Annotated in this window: 18 protein-coding genes; 7 read left to right on the top strand and 11 right to left on the bottom strand. The window is 39.9% G+C overall.

Annotated features, from left to right (window positions below):
* Positions 1–41 precede the first annotated feature (41 nt).
* The 11 genes from BA1_RS15500 to rpmH form a co-directional block, all read right to left on the bottom strand.
* Positions 42–896, bottom strand: a complete 855-nt coding sequence (locus BA1_RS15500; protein ID WP_008360886.1) for a ParB/RepB/Spo0J family partition protein — start codon at positions 894–896, stop codon at positions 42–44.
* Positions 889–1650 carry a sporulation initiation inhibitor protein Soj gene (gene soj, locus BA1_RS15505; RefSeq protein ID WP_008360890.1) on the bottom strand — a complete coding sequence of 254 codons (762 nt, stop codon included), beginning with the start codon at positions 1648–1650 and terminating at the stop codon, positions 889–891. The genes BA1_RS15500 and soj overlap by 8 nt, the downstream gene beginning before the upstream one ends.
* A gap of 241 nt (positions 1651–1891) precedes the next feature.
* Positions 1892–2725, bottom strand: coding sequence for a C40 family peptidase (locus BA1_RS15510; RefSeq protein WP_008360891.1), 834 nt, complete (start codon positions 2723–2725; stop codon positions 1892–1894).
* A gap of 129 nt (positions 2726–2854) precedes the next feature.
* Positions 2855–3730 (bottom strand): nucleoid occlusion protein, encoded by an 876-nt coding sequence (gene noc, locus BA1_RS15515; RefSeq protein WP_008360893.1) that lies wholly within the window; start codon positions 3728–3730, stop codon positions 2855–2857.
* A gap of 105 nt (positions 3731–3835) precedes the next feature.
* Positions 3836–4555, bottom strand: a complete 720-nt coding sequence (rsmG, locus tag BA1_RS15520; RefSeq protein ID WP_008360895.1) for a 16S rRNA (guanine(527)-N(7))-methyltransferase RsmG — start codon at positions 4553–4555, stop codon at positions 3836–3838.
* A 13-nt stretch (positions 4556–4568) separates the two neighbouring features.
* Complete coding sequence (gene mnmG, locus BA1_RS15525) at positions 4569–6455, bottom strand: tRNA uridine-5-carboxymethylaminomethyl(34) synthesis enzyme MnmG (protein ID WP_008360898.1); 1887 nt, start codon at positions 6453–6455, stop codon at positions 4569–4571.
* A 17-nt stretch (positions 6456–6472) separates the two neighbouring features.
* Positions 6473–7852 (bottom strand): tRNA uridine-5-carboxymethylaminomethyl(34) synthesis GTPase MnmE, encoded by a 1380-nt coding sequence (mnmE, locus tag BA1_RS15530; RefSeq protein ID WP_008360900.1) that lies wholly within the window; start codon positions 7850–7852, stop codon positions 6473–6475.
* A 402-nt stretch (positions 7853–8254) separates the two neighbouring features.
* Complete coding sequence (jag, locus tag BA1_RS15535) at positions 8255–8878, bottom strand: RNA-binding cell elongation regulator Jag/EloR (protein WP_008360902.1); 624 nt, start codon at positions 8876–8878, stop codon at positions 8255–8257.
* Positions 8875–9657, bottom strand: coding sequence for a YidC family membrane integrase SpoIIIJ (gene spoIIIJ / locus BA1_RS15540; protein WP_145939430.1), 783 nt, complete (start codon positions 9655–9657; stop codon positions 8875–8877). Before spoIIIJ ends, jag begins: the two co-directional genes overlap by 4 nt.
* A gap of 158 nt (positions 9658–9815) precedes the next feature.
* The gene (gene rnpA, locus BA1_RS15545; protein ID WP_008360906.1) at positions 9816–10175 is read right to left on the bottom strand and encodes a ribonuclease P protein component; all 360 of its coding nucleotides are present in this window, start codon (positions 10173–10175) and stop codon (positions 9816–9818) included.
* A 78-nt stretch (positions 10176–10253) separates the two neighbouring features.
* Complete coding sequence (gene rpmH, locus BA1_RS15550; protein WP_008360908.1) at positions 10254–10388, bottom strand: 50S ribosomal protein L34; 135 nt, start codon at positions 10386–10388, stop codon at positions 10254–10256.
* A gap of 620 nt (positions 10389–11008) precedes the next feature.
* On the opposite strand from rpmH, the gene dnaA reads away from it, so the two are divergent.
* The 7 genes from dnaA to gyrA all read left to right on the top strand — a co-directional run bounded on the left by dnaA (position 11009) and on the right by gyrA (position 20163).
* Entirely contained in the window at positions 11009–12349 is a 1341-nt protein-coding gene (gene dnaA, locus BA1_RS15555; RefSeq protein WP_008360911.1) for a chromosomal replication initiator protein DnaA, read from the top strand.
* 196 nt (positions 12350–12545) lie between these two features.
* Entirely contained in the window at positions 12546–13682 is a 1137-nt protein-coding gene (gene dnaN / locus BA1_RS15560; protein WP_008360914.1) for a DNA polymerase III subunit beta, read from the top strand.
* A 150-nt stretch (positions 13683–13832) separates the two neighbouring features.
* Entirely contained in the window at positions 13833–14048 is a 216-nt protein-coding gene (gene yaaA, locus BA1_RS15565; protein WP_008360916.1) for a S4 domain-containing protein YaaA, read from the top strand.
* Between the two features lie 16 nt (positions 14049–14064).
* The gene (gene recF / locus BA1_RS15570; RefSeq protein WP_008360918.1) at positions 14065–15177 is read left to right on the top strand and encodes a DNA replication/repair protein RecF; all 1113 of its coding nucleotides are present in this window, start codon (positions 14065–14067) and stop codon (positions 15175–15177) included.
* 17 nt (positions 15178–15194) lie between these two features.
* On the top strand, positions 15195–15440 hold the full coding sequence (gene remB, locus BA1_RS15575) for an extracellular matrix regulator RemB (protein WP_008360920.1): 246 nt from the start codon (positions 15195–15197) through the stop codon (positions 15438–15440).
* Between the two features lie 57 nt (positions 15441–15497).
* Positions 15498–17414 (top strand): DNA topoisomerase (ATP-hydrolyzing) subunit B, encoded by a 1917-nt coding sequence (gyrB, locus tag BA1_RS15580; protein ID WP_008360922.1) that lies wholly within the window; start codon positions 15498–15500, stop codon positions 17412–17414.
* Positions 17415–17646: 232 nt separating this feature from the next.
* Complete coding sequence (gene gyrA / locus BA1_RS15585; protein WP_008360923.1) at positions 17647–20163, top strand: DNA gyrase subunit A; 2517 nt, start codon at positions 17647–17649, stop codon at positions 20161–20163.
* The last annotated feature ends 267 nt before the right edge of the window (positions 20164–20430 follow it).

Below are 20430 nucleotides of genomic sequence, written 5' to 3' on the forward strand. Positions count from 1 at the left end.
TTATTTGTCTCACTTTATGGGGTCAGTCCCTATCAAGATGGTCACTCGGATGATTCTCTCGCAGACAGTAATTCAAGAATTCTTTCTAAATCTTCATTTGAGAGAAATTCAATCTCTATTTTCCCTTTTTTCTTCTGTTTTTTGATCGTCACTGAAGTACCAAAATAATTTTGTAAGAAGGACTCTCTTTCTTTCAACACTCGATCCTTTGGTGCTTCTTTTTTCTTTGTTTCACGTGGAACATTTTCATTTAATTGCTGAACAAGCTTCTCAACCTGACGTACATTTAACCCCTCGTCCACGATTTTCTTTACCAAAGGCGCAATCTTTTTCTTATTTTTCAAGCTAAGCAATGTGCGTCCATGTCCCATGGATAACGTTCCATCCGCAATTCGTTTTTGCACTTCTTCTGGTAATGTCAATAGACGAAGATGGTTCGCTATATGCGGTCTGCTCTTCCCTAGCCGCTTCGCTAATTCCTCCTGAGTCACACTTAAATGTTCCAGCAAGGAGGCATAGGCTTCCGCTTCCTCTAAAGGAGATAAATCCTCGCGCTGTAAGTTTTCCAAAAGCGCAATCTCTCTCATCAGCGTTTCTGAAAATTCTCTGACAATCGCAGGAATCGTTGTCAGGCCAGCTTGTTGTGCTGCTCTGAAACGTCGCTCTCCTGCTACAATGTCATATCCTTTAATCGACTTTCGAACAATAATTGGCTGTAAAACACCGTGCTGCTGAATTGATTCTTTGAGATCAGACAATGCATCATCGTCGAACGTTTTCCTCGGCTGATACGGATTCGGACGTAAATCCTTTAATTTGATTTCTTCGACAGTTTCTTCATTTGAGTCTACGTTGGTAAATAGTGCGTTAATACCCTTTCCAAGACCTTTAGCCATTCGCATCCACTTCCTTTGCTAAGTCTAAATAGACATCTGCACCTCTTGAACGTGGATCATACAAGATAATAGGCTTCCCGTGACTAGGCGCTTCACTCAGTCTCACATTTCTCGGAATGACGGTCTGATAGACTTTGTCTCTAAAGTATTTCTTCACTTCTTCAATAACCTGAATCCCAAGATTTGTTCTTGCATCAAGCATTGTCAGCAAGACACCTTCAATGGCAAGATCGGTATTTAGATGTTTCTGCACAAGACGAACTGTGTTTAACAGCTGACTCAATCCTTCAAGCGCATAATATTCACACTGAACCGGTATTAAAACGGAATCGGATGCAGTTAACGCATTAATCGTCAGTAATCCAAGTGATGGCGGACAGTCAATAATCATATAATCATAATTTTGCTTAACAGATTCAAGTGCTCTCTTCAGCCTCACTTCACGAGAGATCGTAGGCACAAGCTCAATTTCAGCCCCTGCAAGCTGTATTGTCGCAGGAATGACATCAAGATTTTCGACCTCTGTCGTCTTAATCACATCAAGTACATCTGCATCATCAACTAAAATATCGTACACACATTTCTCTACGTCGGCCTTCTCAATCCCAATACCACTCGTGGCATTGCCCTGCGGATCAATATCAACTAACAACACTCGTTTTCCTATGTATGCTAAACACGCACCCAAATTAACAGAAGTCGTCGTCTTCCCAACGCCGCCCTTCTGGTTGGTAATCGCTATGATTTTCCCCACGATGTCACCCACTTTCAACTTAACAAGTTTCTCATTCATTCATACTTTCTATTCTATCAAAAAAAGTATGAAACGTTTGCTTTTTTTGTTTCTCCATTATAAATTCGTCGGTGAATATCTATTTTCGTACATGGACGGATGAATGAACATACACACAAAAGATATATTAATATATCTTTTTGAGAGGAATGAATATACATAAAAAACCCCTCACTTTCATTAAAAGTGAGGGAGATCCATATCAAAAATGTAACCCGCCAATTTTACGTCCTTCGCTCACAATGACTTTAGGGGTCACTGTTTTATAGTTTTTCTTTTTCAAAAATCCATAGGGCGCCTTAATGGTAAATGTCGCATGACCAACAGCATCACCTGTTTTGGCGTAGGCCTGCCAGACAATCTTTGAACAATACGTCGGGTCCAACGATTGAATAGACATTGTGATCGAATATCGAGCCTTCGGATGGTCTTTCACATAATCGTGCGCCCAATCCCCTGCTAGACTCGCCTTTTCCTGATGATTGACCCGTATCACCTTTGTATTGGCACTATAACGAAACCAGCTATGGATGGAATCAATATTTGGATGCTGTCTAAACCCAGGAATAGATGCATAGTTTTTCTCGTTAATGACGATACCTGCATGACCAATTAAACCATTCAAAGCACCAGTGCTTGTCACCAATATATCCCCTTTTTGAGGCATAATATCGGTACCAGGATACGGCTTACCTAAAAGATGGCGAACAGTATGCGGCTTTTCATCAGATACCACCTCATCCTGTTTGTTTTGCCGTAAGCCATAATTCTTCAAAGCATCATCAGCCGTGATCACATCGATCGCATCACCCTGAGACCCCTGCTCAAGATTTAATTGTTGAACCGTCACATCTTTAGAAACCACGCCTTTTTTCTTCAGAACGTTCAGTTCTTCCTTCGTGATCGTTTCACCATCTGAATGAGCGTCCTGTCTCGGTGACGTACTCACAGCAAATACGGTCGTTTCATTTGAATAAAGAGAAAAAGAGAATAGTAAATAACAGATAATAGAAAAAATAGTCTTTTTCAACTTCATCAGTTAAATGTCACCTCCTTTCTACTATGAAAATCACATTTTACCAATTAATGAATAATAAGTAAATATGATGCATTTAGAAGTAAGGCATACAAAAAAAGCTGACGAGTGGATCTCATCAGCTGCTTTCTATTTAGGAATTCGAATGGTTAATTGGATATATTCCTCAAATTCTTCTTCCTCGGTATTTATTTTAAGTCCGCTGTCTTCTACCATGTGGAGAGACTGCCGAATGGTATTCATCGCAATTCGTGTGTCACGGCTAAATGCCTTGCGTTTTGGCTTCGGTTTGCGATCTGTTTTTTGTTCAAGCATTTTCACTACACGCTCTTCAGTCTGTTTCACATTCAGCTGCTTTTCGATGATTTCCTGTAATAGCGTGATTTGTAATTCTGGCAGCTTTAGGGGTACAAGTGAACGTGCATGTCTCTCAGAGATTTTCTTCTCCAAAATAGCCTGTTGTACCTCTTCAGGTAACTTTAAAAGTCTTAATTTGTTTGCAACTGTCGATTGTCCCTTACCTAAACGCTGAGCAAGCGCCTCTTGCGTTAAATCATGAAGCTCTAAAAGACGTGCATAAGCATGAGCCTCTTCAATTGCAGACAGCTCTTCCCTTTGCAAATTTTCAATCAATGCCACAGATGCCGTTTCCGTATCAGTAAAATCTTTTATAATAGCGGGGATCTTCTCCCATTGAAGAGTTTGTACCGCCCTCCAACGTCTTTCGCCGGCGATCAGTTCATATTTTCCTTCTTCTTCTGTTGGTCTAACAACAATCGGTTGAATAATGCCATGGGTATGAATCGTCGTGGCCAGCTCTTGTATTTTTTCTTGTGAAAAAATGGTGCGTGGCTGAAAACGGTTTGGCATAATTGTGTCGACCGGGAGCTCCTGTATCTCTTCCTTTAATGTATCATGCTCAGCAATCTCTGCCTCTAATTCGGTTTCATGCTCAGGATGTTCTTTGTCACCAAGCCCGAAGAAGCGTGAGAGTGAATGCTTCATGAACCTACACCACCTTTAAAAACTACCTTTTTATAATTCTATTTTCTCATGTTTTTTCCTTCTGTAAAATCTTAAATATTGAAGAAAAACCGACCTTTTACATGATCAACCTTCTATTGGTGATTTATTAGGTGTTCCTGGTTTTCTAGGATATTTTTTTGGTGTTTGCTTTTTCTTTTCAATGACAATGATGTTCCGTTCGCTTTCTTCTAAAGGAAGAACAAAGGAATGCTTTTCAACAACCTCTCCTCCAAGGACAGTGACGGCTTTTTTTCCTGCTTGCATTTCTTCATCAGCTGCAGATGCTTTTAATGCCACAAACAATCCGTCCTTCTTCACAAGGGGCAGGCAGAGTTCGCTCAAGACAGATAAACGCGCAACCGCTCTAGCAGTGACAAGGTCGTAGCTTTCACGCTGGTCCTTACGTTGGCCAAAGGTTTCCGCACGATCATGATAAAAAGTAGTATCTTGTAAGTTTAACCCTTTTGCTAACTCATTGAGAAACGTAATGCGTTTCTGAAGAGAATCAACAATGGTCACATGTAGATGAGGGAAACAAATTTTAAGAGGAATGCTTGGAAAACCAGCACCAGCTCCAATATCACAAATCGTTGTCACATTGTGAAAATCAATAAAAAATGCTGCTGATATCGAATCATAAAAATGCTTTAAATACACTTCTTCCTTTTCTGTAATGGACGTTAAATTCATCTTCTCGTTCCATTCTACAAGCATGCGGAAGTATGTTTCAAATTGTTCAAGCTGCACTGGAGAAAGAGTGATCCCTTTCTCCTCTAGTGCTGCTGTAAATTGATCAATGTTCATGCCGACATCCTTTCTACTCTGCTATCTTCGCAATACGTCCCTGCTCCAAATACACTAAAAGGATAGAAATATCAGCAGGGTTAACGCCTGAAATACGAGAAGCCTGTGCAACAGAAAGCGGTCGGACTTCTTTCAGCTTTTGTTTCGCTTCAGTTGCAATCCCTTTGATGGCATCATAATCGATTCGATCCGGAATCTTTTTGTTCTCCATCTTTTTCAGCTTTTCAACTTGTTGGAGCGACTTTTCGATATAACCTTCGTATTTCATTTGAATCTCTACCTGCTCACACACGTCAGCAGGAAGCGGTGTTTCAGCAGGCGCTAGTTTCACAACAGATTCATAGTTCATCTCTGGACGTTTCATCAAATCACTTGCACGAATCCCGTCCTTCAATTCACTTCCGCCAAGTGAACGAATATATTCTTGTGTTTCTGCTGTCGGTTTAATGATGACAGAATATAAACGTTTTTTCTCTGCTTCAATAGCTTCTTTTTTCTGCATGAATGCTTGATATCTTTCTTCAGAAATTAAACCAATGTTATATCCAAGTTCAGTTAATCTTAAATCAGCATTGTCATGACGTAGAAGTAAACGATACTCTGCGCGAGAGGTTAACAGGCGGTAAGGTTCATTGGTCCCCTTCGTGACAAGGTCATCAATGAGAACACCGATATATGCATCAGATCGGCTTAAAATGACTTCTTCTTTACCCAATGCTTTTCTTCCTGCATTAATCCCTGCCATAATTCCTTGACCTGCTGCTTCCTCATAACCAGACGTACCATTAATTTGGCCGGCCGTATATAAACCGGAAATTTTCTTCGTCTCAAGTGTCGGCCAAAGTTGTGTAGGCACAATCGCATCATACTCGATCGCATAACCCGCCCGCATCATTTGTACATTTTCAAGTCCTGGGATGGTTGAAAGCATACGCTGCTGTACATCCTCTGGAAGACTTGTAGATAAGCCTTGAACATACACCTCTTGCGTATTACGGCCCTCTGGCTCTAAGAAAATTTGATGTCTCGGTTTATCATTAAAACGAACCACCTTATCTTCAATGGAAGGGCAATATCTCGGACCAGTTCCTTTAATCATACCTGAATACATTGGAGAACGGTGAAGATTCTCATCAATAATTTGATGTGTCTCTAAACTCGTGTATGTTAACCAGCATGGCAATTGGTCTGTAATATATTCAACAGTTTCATAGGAAAACGCACGTGGTACCTCGTCACCTGGTTGAATTTCTGTCTTACTATAATCAATCGAGTGGCTGTTCACTCGAGGCGGTGTTCCTGTTTTAAAACGAACCAAATCGAATCCTAATTCTGCTAGATGATCTGATAATTTAATGGAAGGCTGCTGGTTATTAGGACCGCTTGAATAAGAAAGGTCCCCTAAAATAATGCGGCCTTTTAAGAAAGTTCCTGTCGTTAGGACAACCGCTTTCGCACGATAATTCGCGCCTGTTTGAGTCACAACACCTTTACATTGATCATCTTCTACAATTAAATGATCTACCATACCTTGCAACATTGTCAGGTTTGGTTCATTTTCCATTGTTTTTTTCATTTCGTGCTGATATTGGAACTTATCTGCTTGCGCTCTTAACGCACGGACAGCAGGTCCTTTCCCGGTATTCAGCATGCGCATTTGAATATGCGTCTTATCTATATTTCGTGCCATTTCTCCGCCCAGCGCATCAATTTCTCTGACAACAATCCCTTTTGCGGGACCACCTACGGACGGATTACATGGCATAAAAGCAACCATATCGAGATTAATGGTCAATACAAGTGTTTTGGCGCCCTGTCTTGCAGAAGCAAGAGCAGCCTCAACACCAGCATGACCGGCACCGACGACGATTACATCATATTGGCCAGCTTCATAACCCATTTCTTATGTTCCTCCCTTTACTTTCCTAAACAGAATTGAGAGAATAACTGATCAATTAAGCTTTCATGAACAGCATCCCCAATAATTTCACCTAGCTGCTCCCAGCAGCGCGTTAAATCTATTTGAACAATGTCGATCGGTACGTCCATTTCAATTCCTTCAAGAGCGTCCTCAATGGATTGTTTTGCTGCCTGAAGGAGCGCAATATGCCTCGTATTGCTCACATACGTTAAATCTCCACTTTCAATTGAACCTGTGAAGAATAATGATTGAATCGCCATTTCGAGCTCATCAATCCCTTTTTCTTGTAATAACGATGTCGTCACGACTGGACGATCCTTTGCTAACTGCTTGACCTTTTCTACATCGAGTTTAGGCTCAAGATCTGTCTTATTTATAATCACAATGACATCCATACCTGAGACAGCCTCAAAAAGCTTAATATCTTCTTCAGATAATTCCTCACTATAATTGAGCACAAGTAAAATCAGGTCAGCTTCTTTTAAGACCTGTCTTGATCGTTCAACTCCTATACGCTCAACTATGTCCTCAGTCTCACGTATACCCGCAGTATCTACTAGACGGAGAGGTACACCTCTTACATTCACATATTCCTCGATGACATCTCTCGTTGTTCCAGGAATATCCGTCACAATCGCCTTTGTTTCCTGTACAAGACTATTCAACAAGGATGACTTCCCAACATTCGGCCTTCCGATAATAACAGTGGATAAGCCCTCACGTAGAATTTTCCCTTGCTGCGAAGTCATTAGCAGCGATTCAATTTCCTTTTTCACAGATGTTGCCTTTTCAACTAAGACTCGATGTGTCATTTCTTCGACGTCGTCATACTCTGGATAGTCAATATTCACTTCAACATGGGCAAGTGTCTCCAATATCTCACCACGGAGTCGTTTAATCAAACCGGAGAGACGTCCCTCCATTTGAGTAATCGCTACATTCATCGCACGGTCTGTCTTTGCACGAATCAAGTCCATTACTGCCTCTGCTTGTGAAAGGTCGATCCTCCCATTTAAGAAAGCACGTTTTGTAAACTCACCTGGCTCCGCTAACCTTGCTCCTTCTCTTAAAGCAAGCTGCAATACTTTATTGACCGTCACAATTCCGCCATGGCAGTTAATCTCAATAACGTCTTCTCTCGTAAATGTTTTTGGCGCTCTTAAAACAGACACCATGACCTCTTCTATCACTTGCTCAGTACTCGAATCCACAATATGACCATAATGAATGGTATGAGAATCCACCGATACAAGTTTTTTCTCCTTAGGCCCCTTATACATACGATCAGCAATCTGTACCGCATCAGGCCCGCTTAAACGAATAATTGCAATTGCCCCTTCACCCATTGGCGTAGAAATTGCTGCAATTGTATCCACCGAACGTTCACCTCTTTCTCTGCTTAATAGACAGTCTTTTATCTATTAAATGGACGTTGTCCATCTCTATATCAAAAACGCTTAATCCAAAATTTAAAGATACCACAAATGAATGCGAAGCGAAAGTGCCCCACATCTAATTATCCACAGCTTTGCACCCTGTCTATTTTAACACTTAACTTATCCACATGTGAATAACGACGTTCTAAACTTGTCTTCACATCTTACACCTAAATCCAATAAATTAAAACGTCTTGATCCCGTTACTAGCTGCGGAAAATAACATTTTCCACGCAATTCATACACTAATTTTTTAGAAATTGAGGATGAATCTTCTATAGAAAGAGTATTTTTCAATAAAAAAAGACTAAAATCCAGCTTTGCTGAATCTTAGCCTTTCTGCTATTTTTTATACATCACAACAACATGACGTTTGCTGCCTGTATCTTCAGATGCCGTAGCGAGTTCTTTAGAAAATGCGGCAATCGTATCATGAACGACTTTTCGTTCATTTGAAGGCATAGGCTCTAAATGAACCTTTCTCTTCGTTTTCAAAACACGGTTTGCCGTCTTGATGGCATATTGTTCGAGTGCTTCTTGACGTTTCTTCCGATAATCTCCAATATCAATCGTAATATGATGATACTGATCGGAATAACGATTAAACACTAACTGTACCAATGTTTCTAAAGAGTACAACGTTTGTCCTCTTTTCCCAATCATTAATGACGTTTTGTCTCCATCAATGTGGAAAGAAATCTTTTTCGATTCTTTTTTCGACACAATTTTTGCTTTAGGATCAATTGATTTAACAATTCTATCCAAATACTGTGTGGCTAATTTTAGAGCATCTTTCTTTTCTACCAATTTGACAACAGCTTGTCTTTTACCGAATAATCCTAAAAAGCCTTTGTTACCTTCATCTACTATTGTGATATCTACTTCTTCTTGTAGTAGCTGAATTTGTTTAAGTCCGGAATCTACTGCTTCTTCGATTGTGCGACCGACAGCAGTTATTTCCTTCATTTTTTATTCCCGCCGGCTTTTTCTTTTGTATCAACTTGTACTTGAGGTGTTCGAATGACCAATGTTTGAATGATCATGAAAATGTTACCTACAACCCAGTACAGTGAAAGTGCAGCCGGGAAACTGATGGCAAATACAACGATCATGATCGGCATAACCCAAAGCATAATCGCCATTTGAGGGTTGTCCGAAGGGTTTCCAGCCATCATCAGCTTCTGCTGAACAAAAGTAGCTACACCCGCAATAATCGGTAATAGGAATAATGGATCTGGACTACCTAAGTCAAACCATAAGAAAGTATGTTTTTTGATTTCAGCTGTTCTCATGATCGCATGATAAAAACCAATGAGGATTGGCATTTGAATCAAAATTGGGAAACACCCTGCTAATGGGTTTACACCATTCTTTTGGAAAAGAGCCATTGTTTCCTGTTGGAGCTGCTGCTGCGTTTTTTGATCTTTTGAGCTATATTTTTCACGAAGCTTCTTCAATTCTGGCTGCAGTGCTTGCATTGCTTTTGTACTTCTTAACTGTTTAATCATTAATGGTAAAATGAGCAAACGGATCAAAATGGTCACGATAATAATCGCTACACCATAGTTTTCACCAGTCAAGTTTGCCATGTACGTAATTAATTGAGATAGCGGGTAAACAATATAAGAATTCCAGAATCCCTTACTATCTGATGTAATTGGTTCATTGATTTGTGTACATCCTGCCAATAGAACCAACACACCAATCAAGCTAAATATTAGTAATAATCGCCTTTTCAACAAGATTCCTCCCATTACTTCAAACTTTATTTAAGTTGGAATTGATTACGAAAGTGACTCACCTAATCAGTATGGTAACATTTTTTCATTACAAAGTGGTGGTTTCATTTTAATTCACTAGATGAAGGAAGCGCTTTTAAAAATTGATTCAACGAAAGTTTCTATTACGAAGACTTTTTCGGTTGTTGTTGATAAACAGCGGATTTTCTAAATAAATGCTGGAGAGACTTCTTAGTTTCCTCAAAGGTCAATTCGCTTGCTGGTTTTCGTGCAATGACTATGTAGTCTTTTTCTTGCTTTAACTTATGACCTTCCTCTAAAAACACTTGGCGGATCAGTCGTTTAATTCGATTTCGTATCACTGCATTACCTATCTTCTTACTGACAGACAATCCTAAACGCAGCTCATCTTGATTTGGTTGATCCAGCTGATAAATAACGAATTGGCGGTTCGCCATTGATTGACCTTTTTTGAACACTTTTTGAAACTCTTCATTTTTTTTTAGCCTGTTTCGCTTCTTCATGTTTTCTTCCACTCCGATAAAAACTGACAGTTCATTTACGATTTTATGTAAAAAAGACCACTGACATTATTCAGTGGCCTAAGCTGATAATTTTTTTCTACCTTTGCTGCGGCGTCGCTTTAAAACTAGACGTCCGTTTTTAGAACTCATACGGCTGCGGAAGCCATGAACTTTACTACGCTTACGGTTATTTGGTTGAAACGTTCTTTTCATTTATGACACCTCCCTGAGGAATAGCTGTTTAAGACAGTCTAACTCATTATATTTGTGTAACCCATCGATTGTCAATATCAATGATAAAACTCTTATTATCAACCTTATTAGCATAACACAAGTTATCAAGCGAAGAAACCTTCTTTTTCAGTTTCCAGCATTTTATTCTTTTTTTCCTCCTAAAAGACCTTCACAACAAGGGTGTGGATATTTTTCTAGCATATTTAGACTATCCACACTCATTATCGACATTTTTTTCACACAAATCACCTATGTGGATAATTATTTTTCAACAGGATGTAAAGTATGTGGATAAGTTTGCAACACCCATTGCACCATCTTGTTTATTTTGATATTATATTTGTGTTTTAACTCTTAATTACTTATCTGACCTATTTATATTATCCACAATTTGTGGATAACCTGTGGAAAGTTATTACACAGCTTGTTGAATTGTTTATCCACAACTTGTGTAATTTGTCGAAAAGACGTTTTTCTACTATATTAATTGTTTTCAACAAAATATGTGCACGAATGGTCTTGACCATTTTCTCTTTTTCGTGTTCTATAACAGTTTGATACTGGTCATTTTAAAAAGAAAAGGAGGGGGGAGAAGCCTTATGGAAAATATTTTGGATCTGTGGAATAAAGCACTTCAAAAAATTGAGACAAAATTGAGCAAACCTAGTTTTGAAACATGGATGAAGTCGACAAAAGCACATTCTCTTCAAGGAGATACGCTGACTATCACTGCACCTAATGAATTTGCTAGAGACTGGCTGGAGTCAAGATATCTTCACTTAATTGCAGATACCATCTATGAACTGACAGGCGAAGAGCTCAGCATCAAATTCATTATTCCTCAAAATCAGGACGAAGAGGAAGCAATGCCAAAGTCTCCAATCAAAAAAATGTCGAAAGAAGAACCTGTTGAAATTCCACAAAATATGCTGAATCCAAAATATACATTTGACACTTTTGTTATTGGTTCAGGTAACCGTTTTGCTCATGCCGCTTCACTTGCAGTCGCAGAAGCACCAGCAAAAGCATATAATCCGCTCTTTATTTATGGGGGCGTTGGTTTAGGAAAGACTCACTTGATGCATGCAATTGGTCATTACGTCATAGACCATAATCCATCAGCAAAAGTGGTCTATCTATCATCTGAAAAATTTACAAATGAATTTATCAACTCAATCCGAGACAACAAAGCAGTCGACTTTCGTAATCGCTATCGGAATGTAGATGTGCTTTTGATAGATGATATTCAATTTTTAGCAGGAAAAGAACAAACACAAGAAGAGTTTTTCCATACATTCAACACACTTCACGAAGAAAGTAAGCAAATCGTCATTTCTAGTGACCGGCCGCCAAAAGAAATTCCGACACTTGAAGACAGATTACGCTCTCGATTCGAATGGGGCTTAATTACAGACATTACCCCGCCAGATTTAGAAACACGTATCGCGATCTTGCGAAAAAAGGCAAAGGCAGAAGGTTTAGACATTCCGAATGAAGTCATGCTTTATATTGCCAATCAAATCGACAGCAATATCCGTGAGCTGGAGGGTGCTTTGATTCGTGTCGTTGCTTACTCTTCTTTAATTAATAAAGACATTAATGCTGATCTAGCAGCTGAAGCTCTAAAAGATATCATTCCTTCATCGAAACCAAGGGTTATTACGATTAAAGATATTCAAAGAATTGTAGGACAGCAATTTAATATTAGATTAGAGGATTTCAAAGCGAAGAAACGTACGAAATCAGTTGCTTATCCAAGACAAATTGCCATGTACCTCTCTAGAGAAATGACCGATTCCTCTCTACCTAAAATTGGAGAAGAATTTGGCGGACGAGATCATACGACTGTCATTCATGCTCACGAGAAAATTTCGAAATTAATCGTTGAAGATGAACAGCTTCAGCAGCATGTGAAAGAGATCAAAGAACAATTAAAATAAATACGCTGATATTGTTAGTACGGGAAAATGTGAATAACTTCAGCATAGTCATACACAGTCTGTCCACATGTGGATAGGCTGTCTTTCCTTTCTTTTTACCGACTTATCCACATATTCACAAGCCCTACTATTACTTCTACTATTTTTATTAAATAAATATATATACATGTCACTAAGAAAAATTAGGAGGACCACTATGAAATTCACGATTCAAAAAGATCGTCTTGTTGAAAGTGTCCAAGATGTATTAAAGGCCGTATCCTCTAGAACGACGATTCCTATTTTGACGGGAATTAAAATTGTTGCATCTGATGAAGGGGTATCTTTAACAGGGAGCGACTCTGATATCTCAATTGAATCTTTTATTCCTCAAAGAGATGGAGATTTAGAAGTCATTACAATTGATCGACCAGGAAGTATTGTGCTGCAGGCCCGCTTCTTTAGCGAAATCGTTAAAAAGCTGCCAATGTCTACTGTCGAAATTGAGGTAGAACAAAATCATCTAACAATCATCCGCTCTGGTTCGGCAGAATTTAATTTAAATGGCTTAGATGCTGAAGAATATCCACATCTGCCACAAATTGAAGAGCATCATGCATTTCAGATTCCAACAGATTTGCTTAAAAACCTCATTCGCCAAACCGTTTTCGCAGTGTCCACCTCAGAAACACGACCTATCTTGACAGGTGTAAACTGGAAGGTCGAAAAGGGTGAATTAATATGCACTGCAACGGATAGCCATCGTCTCGCTTTAAGAAAAGCGAAATTAGATATTAACGAGGATAGCTCGTATAATGTGGTCATTCCAGGGAAAAGTTTAACAGAACTCAGTAAAATTCTTGATGATGTACAAGACCTTGTGAGCATCGTCATTACAGAGACACAAGTTCTCTTTAAAGCACAGAACGTACTGTTCTTCTCAAGGTTGCTGGATGGGAACTATCCAGATACAGCTCGCCTGATCCCGCAAGAAAGTAAAACGGATGTAGTCGTGAATACGAAAGAGTTTCTTCAAGCCATTGATCGCGCCTCGCTTTTAGCAAGAGAGGGACGTAATAACGTCGTGAAGCTGTCTGCTGATCCTGCGCAAAGTCTTGAAATTTCTTCTAATTCGCCGGAAATCGGTAAAGTGGTTGAAACTGTTGAAGCCGATGAAATTAAGGGGGAAGACCTAAAAATTTCCTTCAGTCCGAAATATATGCTTGATGCTTTAAAAGTATTAGAGGGAACAGATATTCATGTAAGCTTCACTGGCGCAATGAGACCATTTCTTTTGCGCACACCGAATGATGATTCTATCTTGCAATTAATTCTTCCGGTGAGAACATATTAAATCAATCTAAAATGGCTGCTGTGTGAGTGCACAGCAGCTTTTCTTCTCGTTTCCCATGCTTTCTTTCATCACAGTTCGCTTTCCCCCTTTCCTTCTTGTCTTGTTTTTTAGTACAATTAGATATTAGTGATATTGAAAGAGGTCGATACAATGCCTAATCTTATAACCATTGAAACAGAAATGATTACATTAGGGCAGTTTTTGAAATTAGCTGAAGTCATTCAATCTGGCGGGATGGCGAAGTGGTTTTTGAGTGAACATGAGGTGTTCATTAATCAAGAGCCAGATAATAGACGGGGGCGCAAATTATACCCAGGAGATGTTGTCGAGATAGAAGGTTATGGCACATTTCAAGTTGTGAATTAGAAACGGGTGACAATACATGTACATTCAAAGTCTGGCGTTAACTTCATACCGAAACTATGAACACACCGAGCTTCAATTCGACAATAAGGTGAATGTCATGATCGGTGAGAACGCCCAAGGTAAAACGAACCTGATGGAAGCAATCTATGTATTGTCGATGGCAAAGTCTCATCGTACGTCAAATGATAAAGAACTTATCCGATGGGACGAAGACTATGCTAAAATAGAAGGTAGAGTCATCAAAAAAAACGGTCCACTCCCCATGCAACTTGTGATCTCAAAAAAAGGAAAAAAGGGAAAAGTCAATCATATTGAACAACAGAAACTCAGTCATTATGTTGGTGCTTTAAACACCATCATGTTTGCACCAGAGGATCTCAGTCTTGTGAAAGGCAGCCCGCAAATCCGTAGAAGGTTCCTCGACATGGAGATTGGACAAGTTTCTGCTGTCTACTTACATGATTTATCGCTCTATCAAAAAATCCTCTCTCAGCGAAATCATTACTTGAAACAATTGCAAACAAGAAAGCAAACAGATCAAGCGATGCTGGAGGTTTTAACAGAGCAATTGATTGATGCGGCAGCGAAGGTTGTCAAAAGACGACTTACTTTTACGAAACAACTTGAAAAATGGGCGCAGCCGTTGCATTTTGGGATTTCTAGAGAACTAGAAACACTCACGCTCCAATACCAGACGGCGATAGAGGTATCAGAAACGTCAGACTTGTCGAAAATAAAGAATAGCTATGAAGAATCGTTTCGAAAATTAAGAGACAGAGAAATAGACCGAGGGGTGACGCTGTGGGGACCTCACAGAGATGACCTTCTTTTCTTTGTGAATGGTCGTGATGTTCAGACATATGGCTCTCAAGGGCAGCAAAGAACAACAGCTCTTTCACTAAAGCTGGCAGAAATTGATCTGATCCATGAAGAAATCGGTGAATACCCAATTCTTCTACTCGATGATGTGTTATCTGAACTTGATGATTACAGACAGTCTCATTTGCTCCATACCATTCAGGGACGTGTACAGACCTTCGTCACCACAACAAGTGTTGAAGGCATTGATCACGCCACCCTGAAAGAAGCGGAAATTTTCAGAGTAGCCAGTGGAAAAGTAATTGACTGATAAATGAGGTGTGAGTCTTGTATATTCATTTAGGTGATGATTGTGTTGTTTCTACACGAGAGATTGTCGCAATTGTTGATTACAAAATGAGGTCATCTTCTGTCGTAGAGGAATTTCTTCAAAAACAAGAGGAGCAAATCATTTCGTTATCACAAGGAACACCCAAATCCATCGTCGTCACAACTGAATCCGTGTATTACTCTCCTCTTTCCTCAAGCACGCTCAAAAAACGTGCTTCATTTGTGATTGAAATTGAAGTCTAAAAGCTCAATTCATATAAATATATCGTTTAAGAAAAGTGTAGGTGAATGTACGTGGCAATGGAACAGCAACATAATAGTTATGATGAAAATCAGATACAGGTGCTCGAAGGACTAGAAGCTGTTAGAAAACGTCCAGGAATGTACATTGGGTCAACCAATGCAAAAGGACTTCACCATCTTGTATGGGAAATTGTCGACAACAGTATTGATGAGGCATTAGCTGGGTATTGTACAGACATTACAGTGCAAATCGAAAAAGATAATAGCATTACAGTGAAAGATAACGGCCGCGGGATTCCTGTTGGGATTCATGAGAAAATGGGACGTCCTGCCGTAGAGGTCATTATGACTGTTCTTCACGCTGGCGGTAAGTTCGATGGCAGCGGTTATAAAGTATCTGGCGGTCTGCATGGTGTAGGGGCATCTGTTGTAAATGCGTTATCTACTACCTTAGACGTGACAGTATACCGTGATGGGAAAATTCATTATCAGCAATTCAAACGCGGCGTGCCAGTTGGAGATTTAAAGGTCATTGGCGAAACAGACGTAACGGGGACAACCACTCATTTTGTGCCAGACCCAGAAATTTTCACTGAAACCACTGAATTTGATTACGATACACTGGCCAATCGTGTACGTGAGTTAGCTTTCTTAACAAAAGGCGTGAACATCGTTATTGAAGACTTACGTGAAGGCAAAGAACGTAGAAACGAATACTGCTACGAAGGCGGAATTAAGAGCTATGTAGAACATTTAAATCGCTCGAAAGAAGTCGTTCATGAAGAACCGGTTTACATCGAGGGTGAAAAAGACGGAATTACTGTTGAAGTTGCGCTGCAATACAACGATTCCTATACAAGCAATATCTATTCTTTTGCCAACAATATCAACACGTATGAAGGCGGAACACACGAAGCGGGCTTTAAAACGGGTCTGACACGTGTCATCAATGATTATGCTCGTAAAAATGGCGTATTCAAAGATGGAGACTCGAATTTGAGCGGTGAAGATGTGAGAGAAGGCTTAACTGCGATTATTTCGATCAAACATCCAGACCCTCAGTTCGAAGGACAAACGAAGACAAAGCTTGGGAACTCAGAAGCGAGAACCATTACAGACTCTCTTTTCTCTGAAGCATTAGAAAAATTTCTATTAGAAAATCCTGATGCCGCGAAGAAAATTGTGGAGAAAGGACTGATGGCAGCTCGTGCAAGAATGGCTGCCAAAAAGGCACGTGAGCTTACAAGACGTAAAAGTGCACTTGAAGTCTCCAGTTTGCCTGGAAAACTGGCAGACTGTTCTTCTAAAGATCCTTCCATCTCTGAGCTCTATATCGTAGAGGGAGATTCTGCGGGCGGGTCTGCTAAACAAGGTCGTGATCGCCACTTCCAAGCGATCTTACCGCTAAGAGGGAAGATCCTAAACGTTGAAAAAGCACGATTAGATAAAATTCTATCTAACAACGAGGTTCGTTCAATGATTACAGCGCTTGGGACTGGAATCGGAGAAGACTTCAATTTAGAGAAAGCACGCTATCACAAAATTGTGATCATGACAGATGCCGATGTTGATGGAGCGCATATCCGAACGCTGCTCTTAACATTCTTCTATCGTTACATGCGTGAAATCATTGAAAACGGTTATGTGTACATTGCGCAGCCGCCTTTATATAAAGTGCAGCAAGGAAAACGTGTTGAATACGTGTATAACGATAAACAGCTAGATGAGCTGTTAAAGACACTGCCTCAAACACCAAAGCCTGGACTTCAGCGCTATAAAGGTCTTGGAGAGATGAATGCTTCTCAGCTTTGGGAAACAACAATGGATCCTGACGCAAGAACACTTCTTCAAGTCACGCTTGAGGATGCAATCGATGCTGATGAGACATTTGAAATGCTAATGGGAGATAAAGTAGAGCCGAGACGAAACTTTATCGAAGAAAATGCACAATACGTGAAAAATCTTGATATTTAGATAGGTACCCCCTTAAGAACAACCTTATTTCTTGTTTGGAATAAGGTTGTTTTTCAAGAAACAGGGGCGTGAAACGAATGTCCTGGTTTTCCACGTTTCGCTGATTTTCTAGTAAATAAATGTGTATAAAGGCAAGATTATTGATATAATGGAGAATAGTCTTGAGAAGATAAATACATATTTTACTCCCACATAATTTATTTCATGTGATACGTAAAGGGAGGTTCTTATAGTGAGTGAACAACATACACCAAATGTACGTGAAGTGAATATTAGTCAAGAAATGCGTACGTCCTTTTTAGATTATGCAATGAGTGTTATTGTTTCGCGTGCATTACCAGATGTACGAGACGGATTGAAGCCCGTCCATCGAAGAATTTTGTATGCGATGAATGACCTAGGTATGACAAGTGATAAACCATTTAAGAAATCTGCACGTATCGTTGGGGAAGTTATTGGTAAGTACCACCCTCACGGTGATAGCGCTGTATACGAAGCAATGGTTCGGATGGCGCAAGATTTCAACTATCGGAATATGCTGGTTGAAGGTCACGGAAACTTTGGTTCAGTCGATGGAGACGGTGCAGCCGCGATGCGTTATACCGAGGCACGTCTTTCTAAAATCTCAATGGAGATCCTGCGTGATATCACAAAGGACACGATTGACTATCAAGATAACTACGATGGCAGTGAAAGAGAGCCAGTCGTCATGCCAGCTAGATTCCCGAACTTATTAGTCAACGGAGCAACAGGAATCGCTGTTGGGATGGCCACCAACATCCCGCCTCACCAACTAGGTGAAGTCATTGATGGGGTACTGGCAGTCAGTCAAAACCCAGAAATCACAACGCAAGAATTAATGGAGATTATCCCAGGCCCAGACTTCCCAACTGCGGGACAAATCATTGGCCGAAGCGGTATTCGTAAGGCTTATGAAACCGGGCGTGGCTCTATTACATTACGTGCAAAGTCAGACATCGAAGAAACATCTAGCGGTAAACAACGAATCGTCATCAATGAAATTCCTTATCAGGTCAATAAAGCTCGTTTGATCGAAAAAATTGCGGACCTTGTACGCGATAAAAAGATTGACGGCATTACAGATCTTCGTGATGAATCTGACCGTAATGGAATGCGTATTGTCATTGAACTTAGAAGAGATGCGAATGTTCATGTTCTATTAAACAATCTTTATAAACAAACAACACTTCAAACGTCATTCGGTATTAACTTGCTTGCACTTGTTGATGGACAGCCGAAAGTTTTGTCTCTCAAACAATGTCTTGAATATTATCTCGAACATCAGAAAGTGATCATTCGTCGAAGAACAGCGTATGAGCTGCGTAAAGCAGAAGCAAGAGCTCATATTTTAGAAGGCTTAAGAATCGCTCTTGATCACTTAGATGAGGTCATTGCTTTAATTAGAGGCTCTCAAACTGCTGAAATCGCGAGAAATGGTTTGATGGAAAACTATACCTTGTCTGAAAAACAAGCACAGGCTATTCTCGATATGCGACTCCAGCGTCTGACTGGTTTAGAGAGAGAGAAAATAGAAGATGAATACAAAGGACTTGTTGAATTGATTGCTGAATTGAAAGCCATTTTAGCAGATAATGAGAAAGTTCTTGAAATCATTAGAGAAGAATTAACAGAAATCAAAGAACGCTTCAATGATACACGTCGAACAGAAATTGTGACAGCGGGTATAGAAACAATCGAAGACGAGGACTTGATTCCTGTTGAAAATATTGTGATTACGCTGACTCATAATGGTTATATTAAACGCCTACCTGCATCAACATACCGCAGTCAAAAAAGAGGCGGTAAAGGTGTCCAAGGAATGGGAACCAACGAGGATGATTTCGTTGAACAGCTGATCTCAACATCTACGCACGATACGATTCTCTTCTTCTCTAATAAAGGGAAGGTCTATCGAGCGAAGGGATATGAGATTCCTGAATTCGGACGAACAGCCAAAGGAATTCCGATTATTAACCTTCTTGAAGTAGAAAAGGGAGAGTGGATTAACGCCATTATTCCGGTGAGCGAATTTGATGAAGATTCGTATCTCTTCTTTACAACAAGACACGGTGTATCAAAACGAACATCATTGTCTCAATTTGCAAACATCCGGAACAACGGTTTGATTGCACTGAGCCTGCGTGAAGAAGATGAGCTGATGGCCGTTCGTTTAACCAATGGTGAAAAACAAATCATCATCGGAACGAAAAAGGGCATGCTCATTCGTTTCGACGAGACAGATGTTCGTGAAATGGGACGTACGGCAGCTGGGGTTAAAGGGATCACACTTTCTGAAGACGACATCGTCGTTGGAATGGAAATCCTTGAGCCAGATGCAAACGTATTGATCGTAACTGAAAAAGGTTATGGTAAATTAACGCCTGAAAAAGAATATCGTGTTCAAAGCCGTGGCGGTAAAGGTCTTAAAACATGCAAGATCACTGACAACAACGGTCCGCTTGTCGCAGTGAAGGCGACCAACGCTGAGACGGAAGAAGACTTAATGATCATTACAGGCAGCGGTGTCATCATCCGTATGGCCGTTTCAGATATCTCCACAACAGGCCGAGTCACTCAAGGTGTCCGCCTGATCCGTCTAGGTGATGATGAACATGTCGCTACAGTGGCATTAGTTGAACAATCACAAGAAGACGATGAAGAAAGCACTGAAGAGAACACTGAAGAAAACATAGAAAATGTAGAGTCAGATCAAGAGCAATCTGAGTAAAAATAAAGCCGGGTTTTCACCGGCTTTATTTTTTTTGAAGAAACATGATTTTTTTTTGAAATTTATAATGCTTTTTTCATAGATATGTGTTAATCTTTCAAAGGAGCAAAAAGAGGCTCTATTTTTTATCTCTTTCACAGCAAAACTTCTTAAAAAAATAAAATGTTTTTCAAGAAAAACATTGACTGTTAATAGAGATATATGATATATTTAAGTGGTCGCTTTGAGAGAGTGACAAACAAGTTCTTTGAAAACTAAACAAGACAA

It is taken from the genome of Bacillus xiamenensis (assembly GCF_000300535.1).
Classification (GTDB): domain Bacteria; phylum Bacillota; class Bacilli; order Bacillales; family Bacillaceae; genus Bacillus; species Bacillus xiamenensis.